At 75.1% G+C, this 19,757-nt stretch carries 19 protein-coding genes and 1 pseudogene; 10 read left to right on the top strand and 10 right to left on the bottom strand.

Going from position 1 to position 19,757, the window contains the following annotated elements; genetic code table 11:
* Positions 1–64 precede the first annotated feature (64 nt).
* The 5 genes and pseudogenes from AC5L34_RS18045 to AC5L34_RS18065 all read right to left on the bottom strand — a co-directional run.
* Positions 65–1,483: pseudogene (locus tag AC5L34_RS18045) on the bottom strand (PfkB family carbohydrate kinase); the annotation flags it as partial.
* Entirely contained in the window at positions 1,480–2,154 is a 675-nt protein-coding gene (locus tag AC5L34_RS18050; protein WP_441176498.1) for a D-sedoheptulose-7-phosphate isomerase, read from the bottom strand. The gene AC5L34_RS18050 and the pseudogene AC5L34_RS18045, both read right to left, overlap by 4 nt.
* Positions 2,151–3,368 (bottom strand): glycosyltransferase, encoded by a 1,218-nt coding sequence (locus AC5L34_RS18055; RefSeq protein WP_441176438.1) that lies wholly within the window; start codon positions 3,366–3,368, stop codon positions 2,151–2,153. Before AC5L34_RS18055 ends, AC5L34_RS18050 begins: the two co-directional genes overlap by 4 nt.
* Positions 3,353–4,330, bottom strand: a complete 978-nt coding sequence (locus tag AC5L34_RS18060) for a glycosyltransferase (protein WP_441176437.1) — start codon at positions 4,328–4,330, stop codon at positions 3,353–3,355. Before AC5L34_RS18060 ends, AC5L34_RS18055 begins: the two co-directional genes overlap by 16 nt.
* On the bottom strand, positions 4,327–6,093 hold the full coding sequence (locus AC5L34_RS18065) for an HAD-IIIA family hydrolase (RefSeq protein ID WP_494826037.1): 1,767 nt from the start codon (positions 6,091–6,093) through the stop codon (positions 4,327–4,329). Before AC5L34_RS18065 ends, AC5L34_RS18060 begins: the two co-directional genes overlap by 4 nt.
* A gap of 148 nt (positions 6,094–6,241) precedes the next feature.
* Between AC5L34_RS18065 and AC5L34_RS18070 the strand changes: the two genes are divergently transcribed.
* The 3 genes from AC5L34_RS18070 to AC5L34_RS18080 all read left to right on the top strand — a co-directional run bounded on the left by AC5L34_RS18070 (position 6,242) and on the right by AC5L34_RS18080 (position 8,555).
* Positions 6,242–6,670: an SRPBCC family protein gene (locus AC5L34_RS18070; protein ID WP_441176435.1), complete on the top strand. Its 429-nt coding sequence runs from the start codon at positions 6,242–6,244 to the stop codon at positions 6,668–6,670.
* Positions 6,667–7,668: an SDR family oxidoreductase gene (locus tag AC5L34_RS18075; RefSeq protein WP_441176434.1), complete on the top strand. Its 1,002-nt coding sequence runs from the start codon at positions 6,667–6,669 to the stop codon at positions 7,666–7,668. Before AC5L34_RS18070 ends, AC5L34_RS18075 begins: the two co-directional genes overlap by 4 nt.
* A gap of 119 nt (positions 7,669–7,787) precedes the next feature.
* Positions 7,788–8,555, top strand: coding sequence for a polyprenol monophosphomannose synthase (locus AC5L34_RS18080; RefSeq protein WP_089001079.1), 768 nt, complete (start codon positions 7,788–7,790; stop codon positions 8,553–8,555).
* Between the two features lie 1,278 nt (positions 8,556–9,833).
* On the opposite strand, the gene AC5L34_RS18085 is transcribed toward AC5L34_RS18080, so the two are convergent.
* Positions 9,834–11,438, bottom strand: a complete 1,605-nt coding sequence (locus AC5L34_RS18085; protein WP_494826040.1) for a phytoene desaturase family protein — start codon at positions 11,436–11,438, stop codon at positions 9,834–9,836.
* Positions 11,439–11,508: 70 nt separating this feature from the next.
* On the opposite strand from AC5L34_RS18085, the gene AC5L34_RS18090 reads away from it, so the two are divergent.
* Positions 11,509–12,942 (top strand): aldehyde dehydrogenase family protein, encoded by a 1,434-nt coding sequence (locus AC5L34_RS18090; protein ID WP_441176432.1) that lies wholly within the window; start codon positions 11,509–11,511, stop codon positions 12,940–12,942.
* Positions 12,943–13,023: 81 nt separating this feature from the next.
* Here AC5L34_RS18090 and AC5L34_RS18095 read toward each other — a convergent pair whose 3' ends face one another.
* Positions 13,024–13,425, bottom strand: a complete 402-nt coding sequence (locus tag AC5L34_RS18095; RefSeq protein ID WP_089001082.1) for a ChaB family protein — start codon at positions 13,423–13,425, stop codon at positions 13,024–13,026.
* A 159-nt stretch (positions 13,426–13,584) separates the two neighbouring features.
* Between AC5L34_RS18095 and AC5L34_RS18100 the strand changes: the two genes are divergently transcribed.
* The 4 genes from AC5L34_RS18100 to AC5L34_RS18115 all read left to right on the top strand — a co-directional run bounded on the left by AC5L34_RS18100 (position 13,585) and on the right by AC5L34_RS18115 (position 15,943).
* Positions 13,585–14,565, top strand: coding sequence for a YihY/virulence factor BrkB family protein (locus tag AC5L34_RS18100; protein ID WP_441176431.1), 981 nt, complete (start codon positions 13,585–13,587; stop codon positions 14,563–14,565).
* A gap of 95 nt (positions 14,566–14,660) precedes the next feature.
* Positions 14,661–15,077: a DUF2795 domain-containing protein gene (locus AC5L34_RS18105; protein ID WP_441176430.1), complete on the top strand. Its 417-nt coding sequence runs from the start codon at positions 14,661–14,663 to the stop codon at positions 15,075–15,077.
* Positions 15,078–15,129: 52 nt separating this feature from the next.
* The gene (locus tag AC5L34_RS18110; RefSeq protein WP_089001085.1) at positions 15,130–15,591 is read left to right on the top strand and encodes an SRPBCC family protein; all 462 of its coding nucleotides are present in this window, start codon (positions 15,130–15,132) and stop codon (positions 15,589–15,591) included.
* A 91-nt stretch (positions 15,592–15,682) separates the two neighbouring features.
* Entirely contained in the window at positions 15,683–15,943 is a 261-nt protein-coding gene (locus tag AC5L34_RS18115) for a hypothetical protein (protein ID WP_101414860.1), read from the top strand.
* Between the two features lie 112 nt (positions 15,944–16,055).
* Here the strand turns inward: AC5L34_RS18115 and AC5L34_RS18120 are convergent, their stop codons facing one another.
* Entirely contained in the window at positions 16,056–17,258 is a 1,203-nt protein-coding gene (locus tag AC5L34_RS18120; RefSeq protein WP_441176429.1) for an MFS transporter, read from the bottom strand.
* A 154-nt stretch (positions 17,259–17,412) separates the two neighbouring features.
* On the opposite strand from AC5L34_RS18120, the gene AC5L34_RS18125 reads away from it, so the two are divergent.
* Entirely contained in the window at positions 17,413–17,625 is a 213-nt protein-coding gene (locus tag AC5L34_RS18125) for a hypothetical protein (protein WP_089001087.1), read from the top strand.
* A gap of 18 nt (positions 17,626–17,643) precedes the next feature.
* Here the strand turns inward: AC5L34_RS18125 and AC5L34_RS18130 are convergent, their stop codons facing one another.
* Positions 17,644–18,093, bottom strand: coding sequence for a hypothetical protein (locus tag AC5L34_RS18130; protein ID WP_101409134.1), 450 nt, complete (start codon positions 18,091–18,093; stop codon positions 17,644–17,646).
* Positions 18,094–18,255: 162 nt separating this feature from the next.
* Between AC5L34_RS18130 and AC5L34_RS18135 the strand changes: the two genes are divergently transcribed.
* Positions 18,256–18,633 carry a DUF6401 family natural product biosynthesis protein gene (locus tag AC5L34_RS18135; RefSeq protein WP_494826045.1) on the top strand — a complete coding sequence of 126 codons (378 nt, stop codon included), beginning with the start codon at positions 18,256–18,258 and terminating at the stop codon, positions 18,631–18,633.
* A gap of 68 nt (positions 18,634–18,701) precedes the next feature.
* On the opposite strand, the gene AC5L34_RS18140 is transcribed toward AC5L34_RS18135, so the two are convergent.
* Entirely contained in the window at positions 18,702–19,568 is an 867-nt protein-coding gene (locus AC5L34_RS18140; RefSeq protein WP_494826047.1) for a mechanosensitive ion channel family protein, read from the bottom strand.
* Between the last annotated feature and the right edge of the window lie 189 nt (positions 19,569–19,757).

The raw sequence follows: 19,757 nt of genomic DNA on the forward strand, positions 1-19,757 counted from the left end.
GTTGCGCACAGGCCGGCGGCACGGTGTCGGTGAGCGGCGGCCCGCCGACCGGCCCGGCCGCGACGGCGGTGCCGGTCGACCGGGCGGCGGCGATCAGCCCGGTGGTGGAGCGGCCGTCCAGGTACGGCACCACCACGGCGTTGCCGCCCCACCGGCGCAGCACCTCCGCCTCGGGCAGGGCCGGCTCGCCGCCGTCGCCGGCGTAGTCGCCACCCTTGACCCAGACGTCCGGGCGCAGCCAGGACAGCGCCGCGTGCGGGGTGGACTCGTCGAAGATCATGACCGCGTCGACGCAGCTCAGCGCCGCGAGCAGCCGGGCCCGGTCGCTCTGCGGGATCACCGGCCGGTCCGGGCCCTTCAGCCCCGCCACGCTCGCGTCGGAGTTCAGGCAGACCACCAGGCAGTCGCCGAGCTGACGGGCGGCCTGCAACGTCGCCACGTGCCCGGCGTGCAGCAGGTCGAAGCAGCCGCCGGTGGCCACCACCGTGCCACCGGACGCGCGTACCGCCGACACCACGCCGGCCGCCGCGGCCACGCCGACGCGCTCGCCGCCGGGGCTGGAGACCGCCGGCGGCAGCGGGCGCACCGGCCGCGGCAGCGCCGTCGCCACTCCCCCGCCGGCCACGTACGCCGACGCCTCGGCCACCGCCTCCTGCACCGCCTCGGAGACCAGCGCCCCCCGCGCCAGGGCGAGGCTGGCGGTGGCCGCGAACCGGTCACCGGCGCCGCACGTGTCCCCCTCGGCGGTGGCCGGGGCGGGCACCACCATCGGCGTCGCGCCGGCGTGGCAGAGCAGCGCGCCGTCCCCGCCGAGGGTCACCGCGACCGCGCCGGCGCGCCAACGCTGGCGCAGTCCCTGCGCGCCCCGCGACGCCGTCGCCAGCCGGGTCGCGCCGGGCGCGACCGTGACCAGCTCCCGCACCTCGGACTCGTTGGGCGTGACGAGGTGCACCCCCGGGACGGCCGCCGGTCCCCGCGGGTGCGGGTCCCAGACCACCGGCGCCCGGGTCGCGGCCAGCGCCGCCCGCAACGCGGGCTGCCGCGCGACACCCCGCCCGTAGTCGCTGACCAGCACGGCGGAGGCCCGCGCGACCACCCGCAGCACCGCCTCCGACGGCTCGCCCGGCGTGCCGGCCGCCCCGCCCCGGTCGTGGCGCAGCAGCACCCGGCCCCGGGCGCGCAGCCGGACCTTCTCCGGCGTGCCGCCGCGCAGCCCGAGGGGATAGACCTGCACGCCGGCGTCGGCCAGCAGAGAGCTGAGCCGGGCGCCGCCCGCGTCGTCCGCCAGCGCGGTCACCAGCACCACGTCGACGCCCCGCGCGGCGGCGGCGAAGACCGCGGCCAGCCCGGCGCCGCCGGGCCGGTCGACGTGGGCGGTCTCGTCCAGCACCGGCACCGGCGAGTCCGGGCAGAGCCGGTTCACCACCCCCTCGACGTCCCGGTCCAGCAGGGTGTCACCGACCACCACGACGGGTCCCCTCACGCTTCCCCCCTCATCACGCCCTGGGCCTGCTGACCTGCACCGCCGTCGAGCACCACCTCGACCCCGGTCCGTACGGGCGCCCCGGGGGCGGCCAACGCCAGCGGCAGCTCCCGCTCCACGTACTCGCAGAGGAGGTGGCTGGTCACGAGATGGAGTTCCTGCACGACCTGGCTGTCGGCCGAGCCGACGGCGAGCACGTCGTGGCACAGCTCCGCCAGCGGGTTGGGGGCGGGGCCGGTCAGGGCCCAGCAGGTGAGCCCGCTGTCGCGCCCGGCGCGGGCCGCGGCGAGCAGGTTGGCGCTGCTGCCGCTGGTCGACAGCAGCAGCAGGATGTCGCCGTCGCGGCCGTGGGCGCGTACCTGGCGGGCGAAGACCTCGTCGTAGCCGTAGTCGTTGCCGATGGCGGTCATCGCGGAGGTCTCGGCGTGCAGGGCGATGGCGGACAGGGGCTGGCGGTCCTCGCGCAGCTTCCCGACCAGCTCGGCGGTGAGGTGCTGGGCCTCGGCGGCGCTGCCCCCGTTGCCGGCCACCAGCAGCCGGCCGCCGTCGACCAGCCGGCGGGCGAGCGCCGTCCCCCACCGGGACAGCAGCGGTTCGTGCCGCCGGAAGGGCACCAGCGCTGCCGCCAGGTTCGTCAGGTGCGCGTCCAGCGGGGTGCCCGCCGCCATCAGGCCACCACCCGGGTCGGCCGGCGCAGGGCCGCCACGTCGCCGTAGACCTCCACCAGCCGCTCCGCGGTGGCCGCCCAGGAGTACCGCCGCCGGGCCCGTTCCCGCGCCGCCGCCGCGTACGCGAAGCGACGGATCCGGTCGTCGAGCAGCCCCTGGATCGCGGCACCCAGCGCACGGGGATCACGGGCCGGCACCAGGTCGCCGGTGACGCCCTCGACCACGGTGTCCTTGATCCCGCCGACGGCGGTGCCCACCACGGGCACGCCGCACGCCATCGCCTCCAGCGGGGTGAGCCCGAACGGCTCGTACCAGGGGGCGGCCACCAGGACGTCCGCCGAGCGGTACCAGCGGCCCATCTCCTCGCGGGGCACCGCGCCGACCAGCCGCACCCGGTCGGCCACCCCGCAGCTGACCGCGAGGGCGCGCAGCCGGCGGGCGTACGGGTCGGTCTCCAGCAGGCCGGCGGGCGGGCCGCCGACCACCACGCACTCCGCCTCCGGCACGTACGCCATGGCCCGCACCACGGTCTGGAAGCCCTTGCGTTCGACCAGGCGGCCGACGGTCAGGATGCGCGGCCGGTCGTCCTCCCGCTCGGCGGTCGGCCCGAGCGGGGCGAACGTGCCCAGGTTCACCCCGGACGGCACGACCGTCATCCGGGACCGGGGCACGCCCATCCGGACCAGCTCGCCGACCTCGTCGCGGCACTGGGCGATGATCCGGTCGACGGCCCGGCCCAGCTCCCGCTCGTAGCCGATCCGCCGGGCCGGGCTGGTGTCCTGCACGCCCTGGTGCCGCCGCTTGACCACCCCAAGGGCGTGGTAGGTCTGCACGACCGGCACCCCGGTCTGCCGGCCGGCGGCCAGGGCGGCGAGGCCGCTCATCCAGAAGTGCGCGTGGACGACCTCGGGCATCCAGTCGTCGCCCCGCCACCGCTCGACCAGCCAGCGGCTGAACTCCTTCATGTGCGGCAGCAGGGCGTCCTTGGCGACCGGCTCGGCCGGCCCCGCCGGTACGTGCACCACGTCGTAGCCGTCGGCGCTGCGTACGGTCACCGGCAGGTCCACGGCGTCGCGGCGGGTGTAGACCCGCACGTCGTGTCCGGCGGCCGCGAGGGCGGCGGAGAGCTCGGCGACATGCGTGTTCTGACCGCCAGCGTCCTCGCCGCCCAGGATGGCGAGCGGGCTGGCGTGCTCCGAGATCATCGCGATGCGCATACTTCCTCCTCCAGCAGCCGGTCCCAGTCGGCGAGGAAACGGTCGAGGCCGTAGCGGTCCCGGGCGGCTAGGCGGGCCTGCTCCCCCGCCCGACGCGCCTGCGCCGGCTCGTCGATGTACCGGCGGGCAGCGTCGAGCAGGGTGTCGAGCCGGGTGGACAGGGCGCCCGCCCCGGGTGGCACCGCCATCGCCGCCTCCGTGGCGGCCAGGGCCACCACCGGCATCCCCATCGACATCGCCTCGATGAGGCTCAGCCCCAGCGAGGTCCACCGGCACAGGTGCAGGTACGCCCGCCGCCGCCCCAGCTCGGCGTGCATCCGGTGCTGGGGCACGTCGTCGTGGCTGACGATCCGGTCGGCGGGCAGGCCCAGGTGCTCGGCCAGCCCGGCGACCTTCATGCCGAAGACGTCCAGCGGGGCGATCTCGGCGAAGCGGGGCAGCAGGTCGGTGCCCGTGACCCGCCAGCGGCGTACCGGCTCGTTGATCACCACCGCGAGCCGGTCGAGTTCGCCCGTGTACTCCACTGCCGGGGTGACGATGCCGTGGTCGACCACCGTGGTACGGGTGGCGCCGGTGTCCCAGAACAGCTCGTTGAACCCGGTGACGTGGGCGACGAGCAGGTCGTCGCGGTCGGCCATGGGGTGCCGGCTGTTGGGCACGTCGCCGTCCTTGGGCGTGTTGTGCTCGACGTAGACGGCGGGGACGTCGCGGCCGGGCCGGCGCCCGAGCCACCGCTCGGCGAGGTCGAGCTCCTCGGGGCGTTGCAGGACGACCAGGTCGACGTCGGCGGTGCGCAGCTGCTCGGGGGTCACCTCGACGACCGTGTCGGGCCACGGGTAGGTACGGGCGCGGCCGAGCCCGTACGGGCCGCGGTCCGGGGTGACGGGCACCAGGTACCGGTGCTTGCCGTGCACGAACGACGTGGTCCAGGAGCCGTGCACGTGCCAGAGCAGCAGGTTCATCGGCCGCTCCCGCCGGTGCTGGTCCCCGCCGGCACGCCGGCCGCCCGGTCGGCGGCGGCCGGCGCGGGCCGGACCGGTGGGCCCACCCCGAGCAGCCGCAGCGCCTCGAGGACCTGGTCGGGTTCGAGGCCGCTGAGGCAGGGGTGTCCGGGCACCGGGCAGCGCGCCGCGCGGGTGTCGCGGCAGGGCGCCTCCGCGTCGCCGAGCCGCACCGTGGGCACCCGCCACGGCCCCCACTGCCCGAACGGGACCGTGGGGGCGAAGAGACTGACCACCGGCACGCCGTGGGCGGCGGCGAGGTGGGCGGGGCCGGTGTTGCCGACCACGACCGCGCCGGCGCCGGCGACCGTCGCGGCCAGCCCGGCGAGCGTGGTACGCCCGCCCAGGTCGACGGCGACGTCGCCGGCCACCCACGCGGTCAGCTCCCGCTCGCCGGGGTCGCCGGTGACCACCACCCGGTGGCCGGCGACGGTCAGGGCGCGGGCGATCCGCGCGGCCAGCTCCGGCGGGCAGCCCCGGGCCTGCGCCGCCGAGCCGGGGTGCAACACCACGTAGCCCGGCTCGCCGACCTCGGGCGGCGGCGCCGGCACCGGACGCAGGCGGGGCGCGGGTCCGTCGGGCTCGGCGGGGGCGAAGCCGGCGGCGGCGGCGAGTGACAACGCCCGCTCCGCTTCGGGTACGCCGGGCGGCACCCGGTGCCGCACGTCGAGCAGGCTGCCCGGGTAGTCGTCGCTGATGGCGCTGACCCGGCGGATCCCGGCCAGGCGCAGCAGCAGGGCCAGGGGCAGGGGCGACTGGTGGAAGCTGGTGAAGACGACCGCCTCGTCGGCGCCCACGGCGGCGAGCCGGTCGACGAGCCGACGCATGTCGGCGGGGTCGACCGGGTCGGGCGCGGGGTCGATCCACGGCAGCCGGTGCTCGACGATCTCGTCGACGCCGGGCAGCAGTTCCGCCGCGGCCCGCCCCCGTGGCCCGCACAGCAGCACCACGCGCCGGGCGCCGGCCGCCACCGCGCGGATGCCCGGACCGGTGACCAGGACGTCCCCCGCCGAGTCGGCGCGTACCACCAGCACCGTCCCCACCCGCGGCGCGTCGACGTGCCCGTAGGTGGCCGGGTCGACCGCCGCCTGGCGGCGGAGGATCTCCGCCACGGCCGCCGACAGGTCGGGCGCGACCTGCGGCGCGGCGGCCACCTCCTGAGGGCGGGTCACCGGCGTGGGCACCAGGATCCCCGATGCCCCCGCGGCCGAGGCGGCGGTCATGTCCCGCCCGATGTCCCCCACCAGCACGCACCGCGCCGGCACGGTGCCCAGCTGCCGCGCCGCCGCGTACACCAGTCCCGGGGCCGGCTTGCGGCATCCGCATCCGTCGCCGTCGTCGTGGGGGCACACCGCCCAGGCGTCGAACGGCCCCAGCAACTGCTCCACGCGGGCGTGCACCGCCCGCATCTGCGCCTCGGTGAACAGCCCCCGGGCCAGGCCGGACTGGTTCGTCACCACCGCCAGTCGCAGGCCCGCCGCGCGCAACCGGTCCAGGGCGTCCCGCGCCCCGGGCATCGGCCGCACCTTGTCGGGATCGCCGTTGTACGGCACGTCCTCGATGAGCGTGCCGTCGCGGTCCAACAGCACCGCGTCGAACAGGACGGGCCCGGAGGCGGTCCGGTCAGCGCCGGCAAAAACCCGGGCTGACCTGCGCTGATCCGGCTCGACCTGGTCCTGTCGCACAGCCGGCGGGTTCCCGGCGCCCCGGGGAGTAAACGTCATCTTGAACGCGCCGCCGCGTCCTTCGCCGGCGGTGCCCCACGCCGGCCCGCAGGTGCCGTTACCCGTCGCCCGGGAGAAGCTAACCCGCCGGCGCCGTTAGCCCCCGGTACGGCCGGGGTATGGGAGCGCAGTGGCGATTGTGGAGAAAGTGATCGAGGCTGCCCCGGAGCAGGTCTGGGCGGTGCTGGCGGACGGGTGGACGTACAGCGACTGGGTCGTGGGCACCGTGCACGTACGCGACGTCGACGACGCCTGGCCCCGGGTGGGCAGCCAGCTGCACCACAAGGCCGGCCCGTGGCCGTTCTCGCTGCACGACTCGTCGACGGTGCTGACCTGCGAGCCGCCACGCCGGTTGGTCATCCGCGCCGGCCTGTGGCCGGCCGGGGAGGCCATCGTGGTGTTCACCCTCGAAGGGGTCGGCACGGGCGCGACCCGGGTACGCATCGGCGAGGACTTCGCCGCCGGCCCGCTGCGCTGGGTACGCAACAAGGTCAACGACCTGGTGCTGCACCAGCGCAACAAGGAGACCCTGACCAGGCTGGCCGACATCGCGATGCGACAGAAGGGCGACGCATGACGCAGACCGTCGTCATCACGGGGGCGAGCGCCGGCGTGGGACGGGCCGTCGCCCGCCGCTACGCCGAGCGCGGCGCCCGGCTCGCGCTGCTCGCCCGGGGCGGGGCCGGGCTGGCCGCCGCCGAGCGCGACTGCCGGGAGCTGGGCGCCTCGGACGTACGCACGTACCGGGTGGACGTGGCCGACGCCGGCGCGGTGCAGCAGGCCGCCGACGACGTGGCGCACCGCTTCGGCGGCATCGACGTGTGGGTGAACAACGCGATGGTCTCGGTCTTCGCCCCGGCGTGGGAGATCCCGGCCACCGAGTTCCGCCGGGTCACCGAGGTCAACTACCTCGGTACCGTGCACGGCACCCTCGCGGCGCTGCGGCACATGCGGGCCCGTGGCCGGGGCGCGATCGTGCAGGTGGGCTCCGCCCTGGCCTACCGTGGGATCCCGTTGCAGTCGGCGTACTGCGCGAGCAAGCACGCCGTCCAGGGCTTCAACGACTCGCTGCGGGCGGAGCTGCTGCACGACTGCCCCGGGGTGAAGCTGTCGATGGTGCAGCTGCCGGCCATCAACACCCCGCAGTTCTCCTGGGTACGCACCCGGCTGCCCCGGCACCCCCAGCCCGTACCGCCGATCTTCGCGCCCGACGTGGCCGCCAGGGCGATCGTCTGGGCGGCCGAGCACGGGCCGCGCGAGCTGAACGTGGGTGGCCCGACCTGGCGGGCCCGGCTCGGCGACATCCTCGCGCCCGGCCTGCTCGACCGGAAGCTGGCGCGCGACGGCTACGACAGTCAGCAGACCGAGACCCCGATCGATCCGGCCACCTGGCGGGACAACCTGGACAGCCCCGGCGACGACGAACGGGACCGGGGCGCGGAGGGCGTCTTCACCGACCGGGCCCACGGCCGCTCGGCCGCCCTGTGGGTCGGTACGCACAAACCGGCCGTCTCCGGCATCGCCCTGGCGGGGTTGACGGTGGCCCTCACGGCGCTCGCCCGACGCCTCCGCTGACCCGGATCCGTCCTCTCCAGGGGCGGGAAGACGGGGCGGTAGGGGTGGCCTTTTCGACCCGGATGTGGCAACTGGCTACGCTCTCAGGGAGCCCTGTCCGCCGACCGAGGATGTCCGACATGATCGAACCCGTGCAGTTGCCCGTGCCGTGGCGGGACGCACGCCTGACCGTCGTGGTTCCCACCTACAACGAGGCGGGCAACCTCCCGGTGCTGGTCGAGCGGCTGCTGGCCCTGCCGCTGCCGGGCCTGAAGATCCTGGTCGCCGACGACAACTCGCCGGACGGCACGGGTGAGGTGGCCGACAAGCTGGCCATCGAGCACCCCGACCGGGTCGAGGTCGTGCACCGGGCCGGCAAGGAGGGCCTGGGCCGGGCGTACGTGGACGGCATCGGGCGTGCCCTCGACGGCGGTGCCGAGTACGTGGCGCAGATGGACGCCGACCTGTCGCACCCGCCGGAGGCGCTGCCGGGCATGCTCGGCGCGCTGCTCTCCACCCAGGCCGGCGTGGTGATCGGCTCCCGCTACGTACCCGGCGGCGAGCTGGACGAGAACTGGCCGCTGTACCGACGGGCGCTCAGCGGCTGGGCCAACCTGTACGTGCACACGCTGCTACGGGTCCGGATCCGCGACCTCACCGCCGGTTTCAAGATCTGGCGGGCGGACGCGCTGCGCGACATCGGCCTGGAGCGGGTGCAGTCCAACGGCTACAGCTTCCAGGTGGAAATGCACTACCTGGCCACCAAGCTGGGACACACCATCCTGGAGGTGCCGATCCGCTTCGAGGAGCGGCGTGACGGCGCCTCCAAGATGACCACCGCAACCAAGATCGAGAGCGCGCTGATGCCGTTCAAGCTGCGCAGCAAGCACCGCAACATCGAACCCTGACCCCGCCCGGAGCCTGCGGCCCTCCGGCCCCGGGCTCCCTCCGGCCCCGGGCTCCTCCGGTCGCTGCGGTCCGCCGCCGCCCCACCCTGCCCCGTGGCTCAGCCCTGCCCTGTCCCGTCCTCCGCCCTGCCCTTCCCCGCCAGTCCTTCCCCGCCTGTCCGTCGCCCTGCCTGTCCGTCGCCCTGCCCTGCCTGCTTCCGCCGGCCAGGCCCGGCCCGCCACGGCCGCCGCCCCGGCCCTGCCGCCTCACGGCCTTGCCCCACCCCAGGCTGGCGGGGCGGCTCGGGCGAGCCTGGCCCACGCGCCCGGTCCGGCTGCGGGCAGGGCACGTGGGGCGGCGAGGCCGGCAGTGAGGCGAGGCGGCAGGGCCGGGGCCTTCACGGCGGGCGGATCGAATGACACGTGGCCTCGACCCACGGCAGCGGATCAGCGAGCGCGGCCTAGGCGTACCGCGAATCGGCAAGCGCGCTCGCCGCACGGCGGGCGCGGCGGCAAGGCCGTCGGCTGGTCGCGGCGGTCGCGGTCGCGACACGGCGGGCGGGGCGGGTGCGGCGCGGCGGGCGGGGCGGCGGATGCGGCGCGGCGGGCGGGGCGGGCGCGGCGGCTGGCGAACGACCTCAGGCACCCCACCCCGGCCATCTGATCACTGAGCATGCGATTACCACGCGTAATCTGACTCTAAGTAGCCCCCGCCTGGAAGCTCCGGACCGTCCCGTCGGCCCTTTGCTCTGCAGCCATGGACGCGCCAGCCCGCTGAACTGGCGCTATGCAATCGTCGTCGCGGGCGCGCAGTCGATTGACGATCACCCTCGGTAACCGTTGCGTATGTGGCTGCAGAGCAAAGGGCGGAGCGAGGGTCCCCCGCCGTCCGTCAAGCCCTCACCCTGCGTATCCAACGCGTGTCCAAGAGCTGCTTGGTACCAGAAACTTCTCCGCGCACCGGGCGGCTGGCCGGACCTACGCACGCAGATGCCGTCGAAGGCGATCGGCGATCGCGAGAAGCCCCGGTTCGCCTCGACCAGGTTCGGATCTCGCGATGGAGAAGGACCAGAGGGGCCCCCGGGGAGGCCGACGAGGCCGACGGCACCCCTGGAACTGGCGAGACAGGCAGAGAAGGCTGGCGGGACCGGGCAGGCCGGCGGGGAGGCCGAGGAGGCCGAGGAGGCCGAGGCTCGCGGGACCGACCGAGGACAGGCGGGGAGGCCGAGGACGGCACTCCCCGCCGGGTCGTCATCCGACTGGAGCGGCGGCGCAGCGTGGGTCGGCGCGCCGCTGGCGTCAGCGGTAGACGGCGCGGTGCGCCGCGTCGATCCCGGCCGCGTACAGCGGGCCGGTGAGGGCGCGGTCGCGGGCCAGGGCGGCGCGGGCGGCGTTCGCGCCGGGCGCGCCGTGCACGCCGCCGCCCGGGTGCGCCGACGCGCTGGCCAGGAAGAGCCGGTCCACCGGGGTGTCCGCGCGGCCCAGGCCGGGGATCGGGCGCAGGAACAGCTGCTGGTACGCGGCGGCGGTACCGCCGCCCAACGCGCCGCCGACCAGGCTCGGGTCGCCCGCCTCCAGGTCGGCCGGCCCGGCCACGTGTCGCCCGATGACAAGGCTGCGGAAGCCCGGCGTGGCCTCCTCCAGCACCTGCTCCATCCGCTCGACGTGCGCGGCGATGTCCTCGGCCCGCCACTGCCGGCGGAACGGCAGGTGGGTGTACGACCACAGCGACTCGGTGCCCGGCGGCGAGTGGCTCGGGTCGGCCACCGACATCTGCCCGAGCAGCAGGAACGGGTCGCGCGGAATCTCCTTGCGGGCCAACGCGGCGGCGTAGCTGGTGAGCCCGTCCAGGTCCGCGCCGAGGTGCACCGTGCCGGCGGTGGCGACCGCCCGGTTGGTCCACGGCACGGGGGCCGACAGCGCCCAGTCCACCTTCAGCGTCGAGCCGTCCCAGCGGAAGTGCGCCAGGTCCTCCACCAGCCGGGGCGGCAGCGCCGCCGCGCCGACCAGGTCCAGGTAGAGCGCGGGCGCGGGGACGTCGGCGAGCACCGCCCGGCGCGCCCGCCACAGGGTGCCGCCGACGGTACGCACGCCCATCGCCCGGCCGCGCGCGGTCAGCACCCGGTCGACGTGTGCGCCGTAGAGGATCCGGCCGCCGCGCTCGGTCAGCCGGGCCACCAGCGCGTCGGTGATCTTCTGCGCGCCGCCGTCTGGCACCGGCCAGCCGACCTGCTGGCCGAGCATGGCGAGCAGCCAGCCGTACACGCCCGAGCCGGCCTCCTCGGGTGACAGGTCGGTGTGCAGGGCGCAGCCGGCCAGCAACGCCGGGCCGCCCTCGCCCTCGAAGAGTTCGTCGCCGAGCTTGCGTACCGGCACCACCAGCCGCCGGGCCAGGCGCAGCGCCCCGGACACCCGCAGCCGGCGCAGCAGGCTTAGGCCCCCTCGCACCGGCGGAAACGGCGTGGTGATGGTCTCCAGCATCGGCTCGGCCACCTGGCGCCAGTCGTCGTACGCGTGCAGCCAGCGCTTGCCGTCGCCCGGCGCGAACGCCTCCAGCGACGCCGCCGTGGCCTCCGGGTCGCGGTTGAGCACCGCCGCCCGGCCGTCGGGCAGCAGGTGGGCCAGCACGTCCGGGGAGTGCCGCCAGCGCAGCCCGTAACGGTCGAGCTCCAGCCCGCGCAACACCGGCGAGGCGTAGCCGAGCGGGTAGAAGGAGCTGTAGAGGTCGCTCAGGTAGCCGGGAGCCGTCACCTCGGCCGAGCGCACCGCCCCGCCCGGCGTGGCCGTGGCCTCCAGCACCAGCACGTCCCAACCGGCGTCGGCCAGCAGGTTGGCGGCGACCAGACCGTTGTGTCCGGCTCCGACGACGACGGCGTCCGCGCTCTCCGCGCCGGGGGAACTCATCCGATCCGCCTACCCGGCCAGCAACCGGGCGAAACGCGTTTGCCGCGCCGGGACCGGGGCATGCACTGCCATGTACACGGTTGCGCAGCTCATTGGCGGAGTGTGGGGCGCGGGCGGCGAGGGTGGCGAGCTGGTCGTACACGATCCGGCCGACGGCTCCCCGGTCAGCTCGGCGCCGGTGGCGACGGCCGACGAGGTCGGCAAGGCGGTGGAGGCGACGCGCGGCGCCGCGGCGGAGTGGGCGGCGACCGCGCCCGCGGAACGGGCGGCGGCCCTGCATCGGGCGGCGGACGCCGTGGCGGCGGTCGCCGACGACCTGGCCCGGGCGACGACCGCCGAGATGGGCAAGCCCCTGTCGGACGCCCGGGGCGGCGTGGAGGCGGGGATCGGCACGCTGCGACAGTACGCGGAGCTGGCCCCCGTGCGCGGCGGGCGGACCCTGCACGGCGGCACCCACGCCCTCGACTTCATGACGCCGCAGCCACGCGGAGTGGTCGCCGCGATCACCCCGTGGAACGATCCGGTGGCGGTCTCCTGCGGGCTGCTCGGCGCGGCCCTGGTCACCGGCAACGTGGTGCTGCACAAGCCGAGCGAGCGCGCTCCGGCGACCGGCTGGCTGCTGGCGAAGGCGCTGGACTCGGCGCTGCCGCCCGGGGTGCTGTCGCTGCTGACCGGGGGTCCGGAGGTCGGCGCGGCGCTGGCCGCGCAGCAGGTGGACGTCGTCGCCCACGTCGGCTCCACCGCCACCGGGCGGGCCATCGCGGCCGCGGCGGCGCGGACCGGGGCGAAGGTGCTGCTGGAGAACGGCGGCAGCGACCCGCTCGTCGTGGACGGCGACGTCGACCCGGTGTGGGCGGCCGGGCAGGCGGCGCTCGGGGCGTTCGCCAACGCGGGGCAGATCTGCGTCGCGGTGGAGCGGATCTACGTGCACCGCGACGTCGCGGAGGACTTCACGCACGCGCTGGTGGAGCGGGCCGAGCGGCTGCGTACGGGCCCCGGCGGCGACCCGGACACCGAGCTGGGGCCGCTGGTGGACCGGCGGCACCGCGACCACGTGCACGGGCAGGTGACCGCGGCCGTGGCCCAGGGCGCGCGGATCCGTACCGGCGGCAGGCTGCCCGACGGCCCCGGGTCGTTCTACCCGGCGACCGTGCTGAGCGACTGTCGGCACGAGATGACGGTGGTGCGGGAGGAGACGTTCGGGCCGGTCGCCCCGATCGTCACCGTCGACTCGTTCTCCGAGGCGCTGCGGTGCGCCGCCGACTCCCCGTACGGGCTGGCCGCGACGGTGCTGACCGGGTCGATGAGCCACGCCCAGCGCGCCTGGCGGGAGCTGCCCGTGGGCACGGTGAAGGTCAACGCCGTATTCGGCGGGGCGCCGGGCGGCGCCGCGCACCCGCGCCGGGGCAGCGGGCACGGCTTCGGCTACGGACCGGAGCTGCTGGACGAGTTCACCGCGACGAAGGCGGTCCACATCGAGGCGCCCGGCGGCGGGCACTGGTGAGGCACACGCAGGGGCTCTTGAGACACGCGCAGGGGCCGTCCGCGCCGGACAGCCCCTGCGTCGCGTACCCGAAAGGTGGGCTCAGCGGCCGCGGGCCTTGGCGGTCTGGCGGTTGTTCGCCTTCTCGATGGCCTTGACGAGTTCCGGCTTCGTCATCGTCGAACGACCGGGGACGTCCAGCTTGCGGGCCACCTTCATCAGGTGGTCCTTGGTGGCGTTGGCGTCCACCCCGCCGGCCGTGGGTGCCCGGCGCTCCGGTCCGCCGCCGGCCGCCTGGCGGTCGCTCGGTCCCTTGCGGCCCTTGGGCTCCCAGTGGTCGCCGACCTTCTCGAACTCGTGCTTGACGGCCGCGAAGGCGGTGCGGTGGGCCCGCTCCCCCTCGCCGTAGGTCTCCACGGCCGAGTCGTGCGTCTTCTCCCAGGTGCGCTGCGCCTTCTTGGGGGAGCGTCGCAGCGTGCTGGGCAGTACCTCGCGCCCGGGCATCTCGTCCTCCTCCGCGTCGTGGGTTCCCGGTTGACCGTTCCCCCGCGCCCGGTCGGCAAACCGGGTGGTCGGGTTTGTCGATTTCCGGCCACGGGTACCGGCGGGGCCAGGCGACGCCGGATGCACCGGGTCATCCGGGGCCGGGCACAGGGAGCGGGCATGACGACGACGGAACCCGGCGCGGCGCCCACCGAGGAGCGGCGACCGCGGATGCCCCGCCGGGTACGCCAGCTGAGCTGGCGGACGTGGCGCGGGGTGCTGGTACGCAGCGTGCGCAACTTCGTGAAGGACAACTGCGCGGACTGGGCCGCCGCGCTCACCTACTACGGGGTGCTCGCGCTCTTCCCGTCCACGATCGTGGTGGTCGCCCTGGTCGGGCTGGTGTCCAACGGCGAGCAGACCGTCGACACCGTGCTGGACCTGGCCCGGGACATGGGCGCCGGTTCGGTGGTGGCCAACGAGGGCTTCGTCGGCGTCGTACGGGGTGTGGTGGACCAGAACGACTCGGCCAGCGTGCTGCTGAGTTTCGGTCTGCTCGGCGCCCTCTGGTCGGCCTCCGGCTTCATCGGGGCGTTCACCCGGGCCTCCAACGCCGTCTACGGGGTCGAGGAGGGGCGGCCGGTCTGGAAGCTGCGACCGATGCAGATCGGCCTGGCGGGGGTCTCGCTGGTGCTGCTGGCGGTCGTCGCCACCGGGCTGATCGTCAGCGGGCCGGTCACCGACGCCGTGGGCGACCTGGTCAACGCCGGCGGGCTGGCGCGTACGGCGTGGAGCGTCGCCAAGTGGCCCGTGCTCGCGCTGATCATGATGGTGCTGCTGAGCCTGTTGTTCTGGATCGCGCCCAACGTCCGGCAGCCCCGGTTCCGCTGGCTCACCCCGGGCGGCGCGGTCGCCCTGGTCGCCTGGGCCCTCGCCTCCTTCGGCTTCGGCCTGTACGTGGCCAACTTCGGCTCGTACGACGCCACGTACGGCAGCCTGGGGGCCGTGATCGCGTTCCTGGTCTGGCTCTACCTGTCCAACTCGGCGCTGATGCTCGGCGTGCAGATCAACGCGGAACTTCAGCGCGGCCGGGTGCTCCAGGCCGGCGAGCCGGACGCCGAGGAGCCCGTCCTGCCCCCGAAGACGCCCGCCACCACGTGACCCGCGACGGGTTTACCGGCCCTCACCGTCGCCGCCCGCGCCAAGGAGCCGCGCCGCACCGTTTACCGGCGGTGCCACCGGGTAGCGCAGAAGGCATGGAACGTGGCAGCAGCAAGCACGGACCGAGGGTCGACGAGCAGATGAGCCGGGAGGTCAGCGGCCTCGTGCAGGGGCCGGGGACCGGTGGCTCACGGGTCGACGAGTCCCGTGTGCCGGAGCCGGCGGGTGAGGACCAGCCGGAACCGACCACGGCCCCGGCCGGCGACCTGCGTACGGGCGCGCCCAAGGGGATGAGCTCCGAGGACGTCGAACGACGCAGCCGGCTCGGACGGTTCATCACGATGACCGCCCTGCCCGGTGACCGGGAGACGCTGATCGCCAACGCGCGGGACAACGAGGCGCCGGCGGACATCGTCGCCGAACTGGAGCGGCTGCCCGAGGGCACCCGCTACCAGACGGTCTCCGAGGTGTGGGCGGCGCTCGGCCACAAGAACGAGACGACCCGCTGGTGACCGGATCCCCGCACGATCCGGCCCGTCACCGGTGGACGAAGGAGGATGGCTGATGAGTGGCGTTACCGAACACGTGGACGTCTCCGTCCCGGTGCGCACCGCGTACGACCAGTGGACCCAGTTCGAGGACTTCCCCCAGTTCATGGAGGGGGTGCAGGAGGTCCGGCAGCTGACCGACACGATGACCCACTGGACGGTGGAGATCGCCGGGGTGAAACGGGAGTTCGACGCCGAGATCACCGAGCAGCTTCCGGACGAGCGGGTCGCCTGGCGTTCGACGGGCGGCACCCAGCAGGCCGGCGTGGTCACCTTCCACCGGCTGGACCCGGAGACCACCCGGGTCACGCTCCAGCTCGAGTTCGAACCGCACGGCGTGGTCGAGCAGGCCGGCGACAAGCTCGGCATCGTCGACCGGCGCGCGAAGGGCGACCTGGAGCGGTTCAAGCAGTTCATCGAGCGCCGCGGTCAGGAGACTGGCGCCTGGCGCGGCAAGGTCGACCGGCCGCAGCCCTGATCTCCCTCCCCCCGAAAGAACATCCGATGGCCGCCGGCTCTCCGGCGGCCATCGTCGTTTGCGTGCACCGGGCCGGGGTACCGCGATGGGCATGACGGACGACGACAAGGTGTGGCGGGACGAGGAACGCACTCCCCTGCGGGAACTGGACCGGGCCGTGGCGCGGTCGACGCTGGACGGCCAGGCCGACGACGTGACGGCGAACGACGCCGGCGAGGAGGCGGCCTTCGGCCACGGCCCGGAGGCGGTGGACCGGGGTGGGCAGGCCGCCGGAGCGGGCCGCGAGCCGACGGACCCGGACCGCGCGTACCGGCCCTCGACGACGGGGCGGACCGGGCCCGACACGATGTGAGCCGCGCCGTGCGGCGGGCGGGCCGGCCGGCGGAAGACGTGGAAGGCGCGCCGGCCGTCGAGGTCGGGCGCGGCCGGCCACGGTCATGGAACGGACCGTGGCCCCGCCACGCTCAGCCGGACGCCGGTCGGCGGGTGCCGGCCGCGTGCAGGGCGATCAGGCCCAGCGCGAGCACGACCAGCGCCGGCCCGAGCAGCTCGACCGACGTGTTGCCGAGCAGCACCCCGATCCCGGCCGGCACCAGCGCGCCGCCCAGCCCGGCCGCGGCGATCTGGAGTCCGATGGTCCGGTCGGCGTGCGCCGTACCGACCCGCTCGGCGGTGGTGAGCGTGAGCAGCGGGAAGACCGGGGCGGCGGCGAAGCCGACGACGAACAGCCCCGCCACGGCGACCCAGGCCGGTGCGGGCAACGCGATCAGGACCGCGCCGAGCGCCATCCCGACCAGGCTGCCCCGCAGCACCGTCGCCGCGCCCAGCCGCTCGGCCACCACGCCCTGCACCACGCGCCCGACGAAGAGGCTCCCCCAGTAGCCCGAGACGCAGACGCCGGCGACGGCCGCGCCGAGGCCACGCCCCTCGGTGAGCAGCAGGAACGCCCAGAGCCCGGCGGCCACCTCGATGGCCACGTAGACGGCGAAGGCCGCCGCGCCGAGCCAGACCGCCGGCAGGCGCAACGTCTCGCGTACCCGGGTGACGGCCGGCGGGGCGACGGCGGCCTCCCCCGTCGCGGGCCCCGCGGACCCCCGGGCCGGGGTGCGGTCCCGCCAGGCGCGGACGGTGAGCGCGAACGCGGCGGCCAGCGCGAGCTGTGCCCCGGCGACCAGGCCGTAGCCCCAGCGCCAGGAGAGCCCGGCGCTGAGCGCGCCGGTCATGATGAGCGGCCCGAGCGCCACGCCGAGACCGAAGAACGCGTGCATCCAGTTCATGTGCCGGGGTCCGAAGGCACCCGCCGCGTACGCGTTCAGGCCGGAGTCGATCGCGCCGGAGCCCAGACCGAGCACCAGCGCGCAGCCCACCATCAGGATCAGCCCGGGGGTCAGCGCGTAACCGGTGAGCGCGAGGCTGGCCAGCAGCGTGCTGCCGGCGAGCAGCCAGCCGACGCCGAGCCGGGCCAGCGTGAAGCCGGCCAGCACGCTGGAGGTCAGGTAGCCGGCCGTGCCCGCCGTGAGCACGAGGCCGACGGCCTCGGTGGGTACGCCGAAGTCGGCCCGGATCGAGGGCCAGCCCACGCCGATCAGGCCGTCGGGCAGGCCGAGGCTGACGAACGCGAGGTAGGCCAGCAGGAGCAGCGAGGCGCGGGGCGGGGCGGTGGACACGAAGGACCATCCTGCCCGGAGTCGGCGGCGGCGCCAGTCCGCGTCCCCCGGTGGGACGAAGATTACGGTCCGGACGGGTGGTGAAACGGACAGCTCATCCAGAATCGGCCGTTCGGCTGACGGCAAGGCCCGGGTCACGCGCAAGACTTTCGGGATGCATCAGGGCTCCGGCATCCTCTCCACGCGTCAGCGCCGCCTGGCATGGCTCGGCTTTCTCCTCGCCGCGCTCCAGGCTCCCGTCTCCGCCAAGCTGGTCTCGGACGACTCCTGGTTGTTCAGCCTCTGCGTGGCGCTGATGGTGGCGACCGTGATCATCGCCGACGACGCGGCCCGGCGCCGCCCGGCGGACGCCCGCCCCACGGACTGACGGCCCTCCGGGGTCGGTTCAGCCCTCGCCGGCGGGGCGCGCCTCGTGCCCGGGCAGGCCCCGGGTGCGCCGCCGCTCCTTCATCTCCGCCTCGTAGAGGTGCCGGCGGCCGCCGACCAGCTCCTCGCGGGCGGCCCGGTCGAGGTCGCGGAAGAGGGCGTAGTAGCCGTCGTCGAAGTCCTCGACGATCTGGAACGTCCACCGCCCGGCGATGACGTTGCGACCCAGCAGGTCGGCGTCGATGCGGTCGGCGATGCGGTCGTGCCCGGCGGCGCGGAACATCTCCACGGCGTCGTCGAGCATCAGGTCGGCGTGCCCCACGAGCTGGTGCAGCGAGTAGAGGTGACCGCGCACCCGCTCGACGCACTCCAGCGCCTCGCTGAGCTTGCCCAGCGCCGCCACCGTCTCGTCGCTGACCCCGGCCGGCCTGCGGTGCCGCTCGTCCGGCCCGTCCCCGTGTCGTTCCATCCGTTCCTCCAGGTGTCGACTTCGCCCCCGCGGGGCGGTTCTCCTCCTGCCCCGCCCGGGCCGACTCAATCCCCCGTGGGCGGTTGACCGTTCGGGGGAGGGTCAAAAACCCGCCGACCGGCCGAGGTCGACCCCGGTCGTGGCCGGATAGCCTCGGTCACCATGCGTGTGCCGTTCACCCGGGTCGAGGCCCGTTCCGCCGCCAGCTCGGCGCGATCCACCCTCGCCCTCCTGTCCGCCTCCGTCGGCGCCGAGGGGCTGGCCGCCGCCGCCGCGCGTCCGGGCCTGCTGGCCCTGGTCGACCAGCACGCCGCGGCGGTACGGGAGAGCCTGGACGGCGACCGCCGGCCGCTGAGCGCCGCCGCGCTCGCCGGCTACGCGGAGGGCGTACGCGCCGCCGCGCTGGAGCACGGCTGGCAGCCCCCGGTGGCGCCGGTCGACTGGTCCGCGCCGGACTGGCTGCTCACCCGGCTGCTCGCGGTCTGCGCGCTGACCCGCTCGCTGGGCACCCCGGCGCCCGCCCCGCTCCCGCTGGCCTGACCGACGGCCCGACACGCCGGAGGGGCGCCCGCGGTCCGCGGACACCCCTCCCCGTCGCGCCTCACCGGTCAGCGGCGGAACTGCTGGGTCTCGTCACCCGCGTTCCCCGACTGGTAGGTGCCGCGCCCGCCGGCCGTCGCGGACTCCTGCCCGCGCGGCATGACCTCGGTGCGCTCGGCCGCCGTACGGTCGGCCATCTGCCGGCCGACGTCGACCTGGCCGGCCTCCCGGGCCCGACGGTGCTCCTGCACCGCCCGCGACTCCTCGGCCATCCGGTTCAGCCAGCCCTCCCAACGGTTCTGCATGGGCCGCACCAGACCGCCGCCGACGCCGACGATCAGGATGCCGGCCACCGTGGCGAGCACCGCCACCAGCACCGGCGTGGTCACCGCCGTGGCGATGCCGACCTGGTTCAGCGCGGCGATGACACCCAGCGCGATGATGAAGATCGCCGTCAGGTCGGCGAGGATCTTGCCGTACGAGAGGCCGCCCAGTGCCCCGGTGACGATGTCGCGGACGGCGCTGGCGATCGCGGCGGCCACGACGATGATGACGATCGCCACGAAGGCGCGTGGCAGCCAGGCGACCACGCCGCCGATCAGGTCACTGATCGCGTTGGGTCCCCACACCCCGAAGGCGAACTGCAGGGTGAACAGCAGCACCGCGTAGTACGCGAGCTTCGCCAGGATGTCACTGGCGTCGTACCTGGTGCGTTCCAGCGCGCGTTTGATGCCGCCCCGTTCCACCGCTCTGTCGAAACCGACCCGTTCCAGCGCCGCGTCGACGATCTTGAGCACGGCCTTGGCGATGAGCCATCCGACCACGAGGATCGCGATGAACGCGATGGCCCGCGGTATGAACAGCAGCACCGACCTCCACATGTCGGCCACGGCGTCGCCGATGTCGACCTGCCTGACCGCGAGGCTATCCGGCATGATGTCCCTCCTGTCGCATGGACTGCGCCGGGCGCATACCCGGTCACCGACGCGGCACGCCGTACCGCTCCCCGAGTTTTTCCCGACATGTCACCGCAGATCCGCCCTGACCTGCCCGAACGTCCAGCCCCGGGGACGCGCGCGGCATGATCGGAAACGGCCGGTAGGGGCTGCGGCTAGGCTGCGGTC

Source organism: Micromonospora sp. ZG13, from assembly GCF_059359355.1.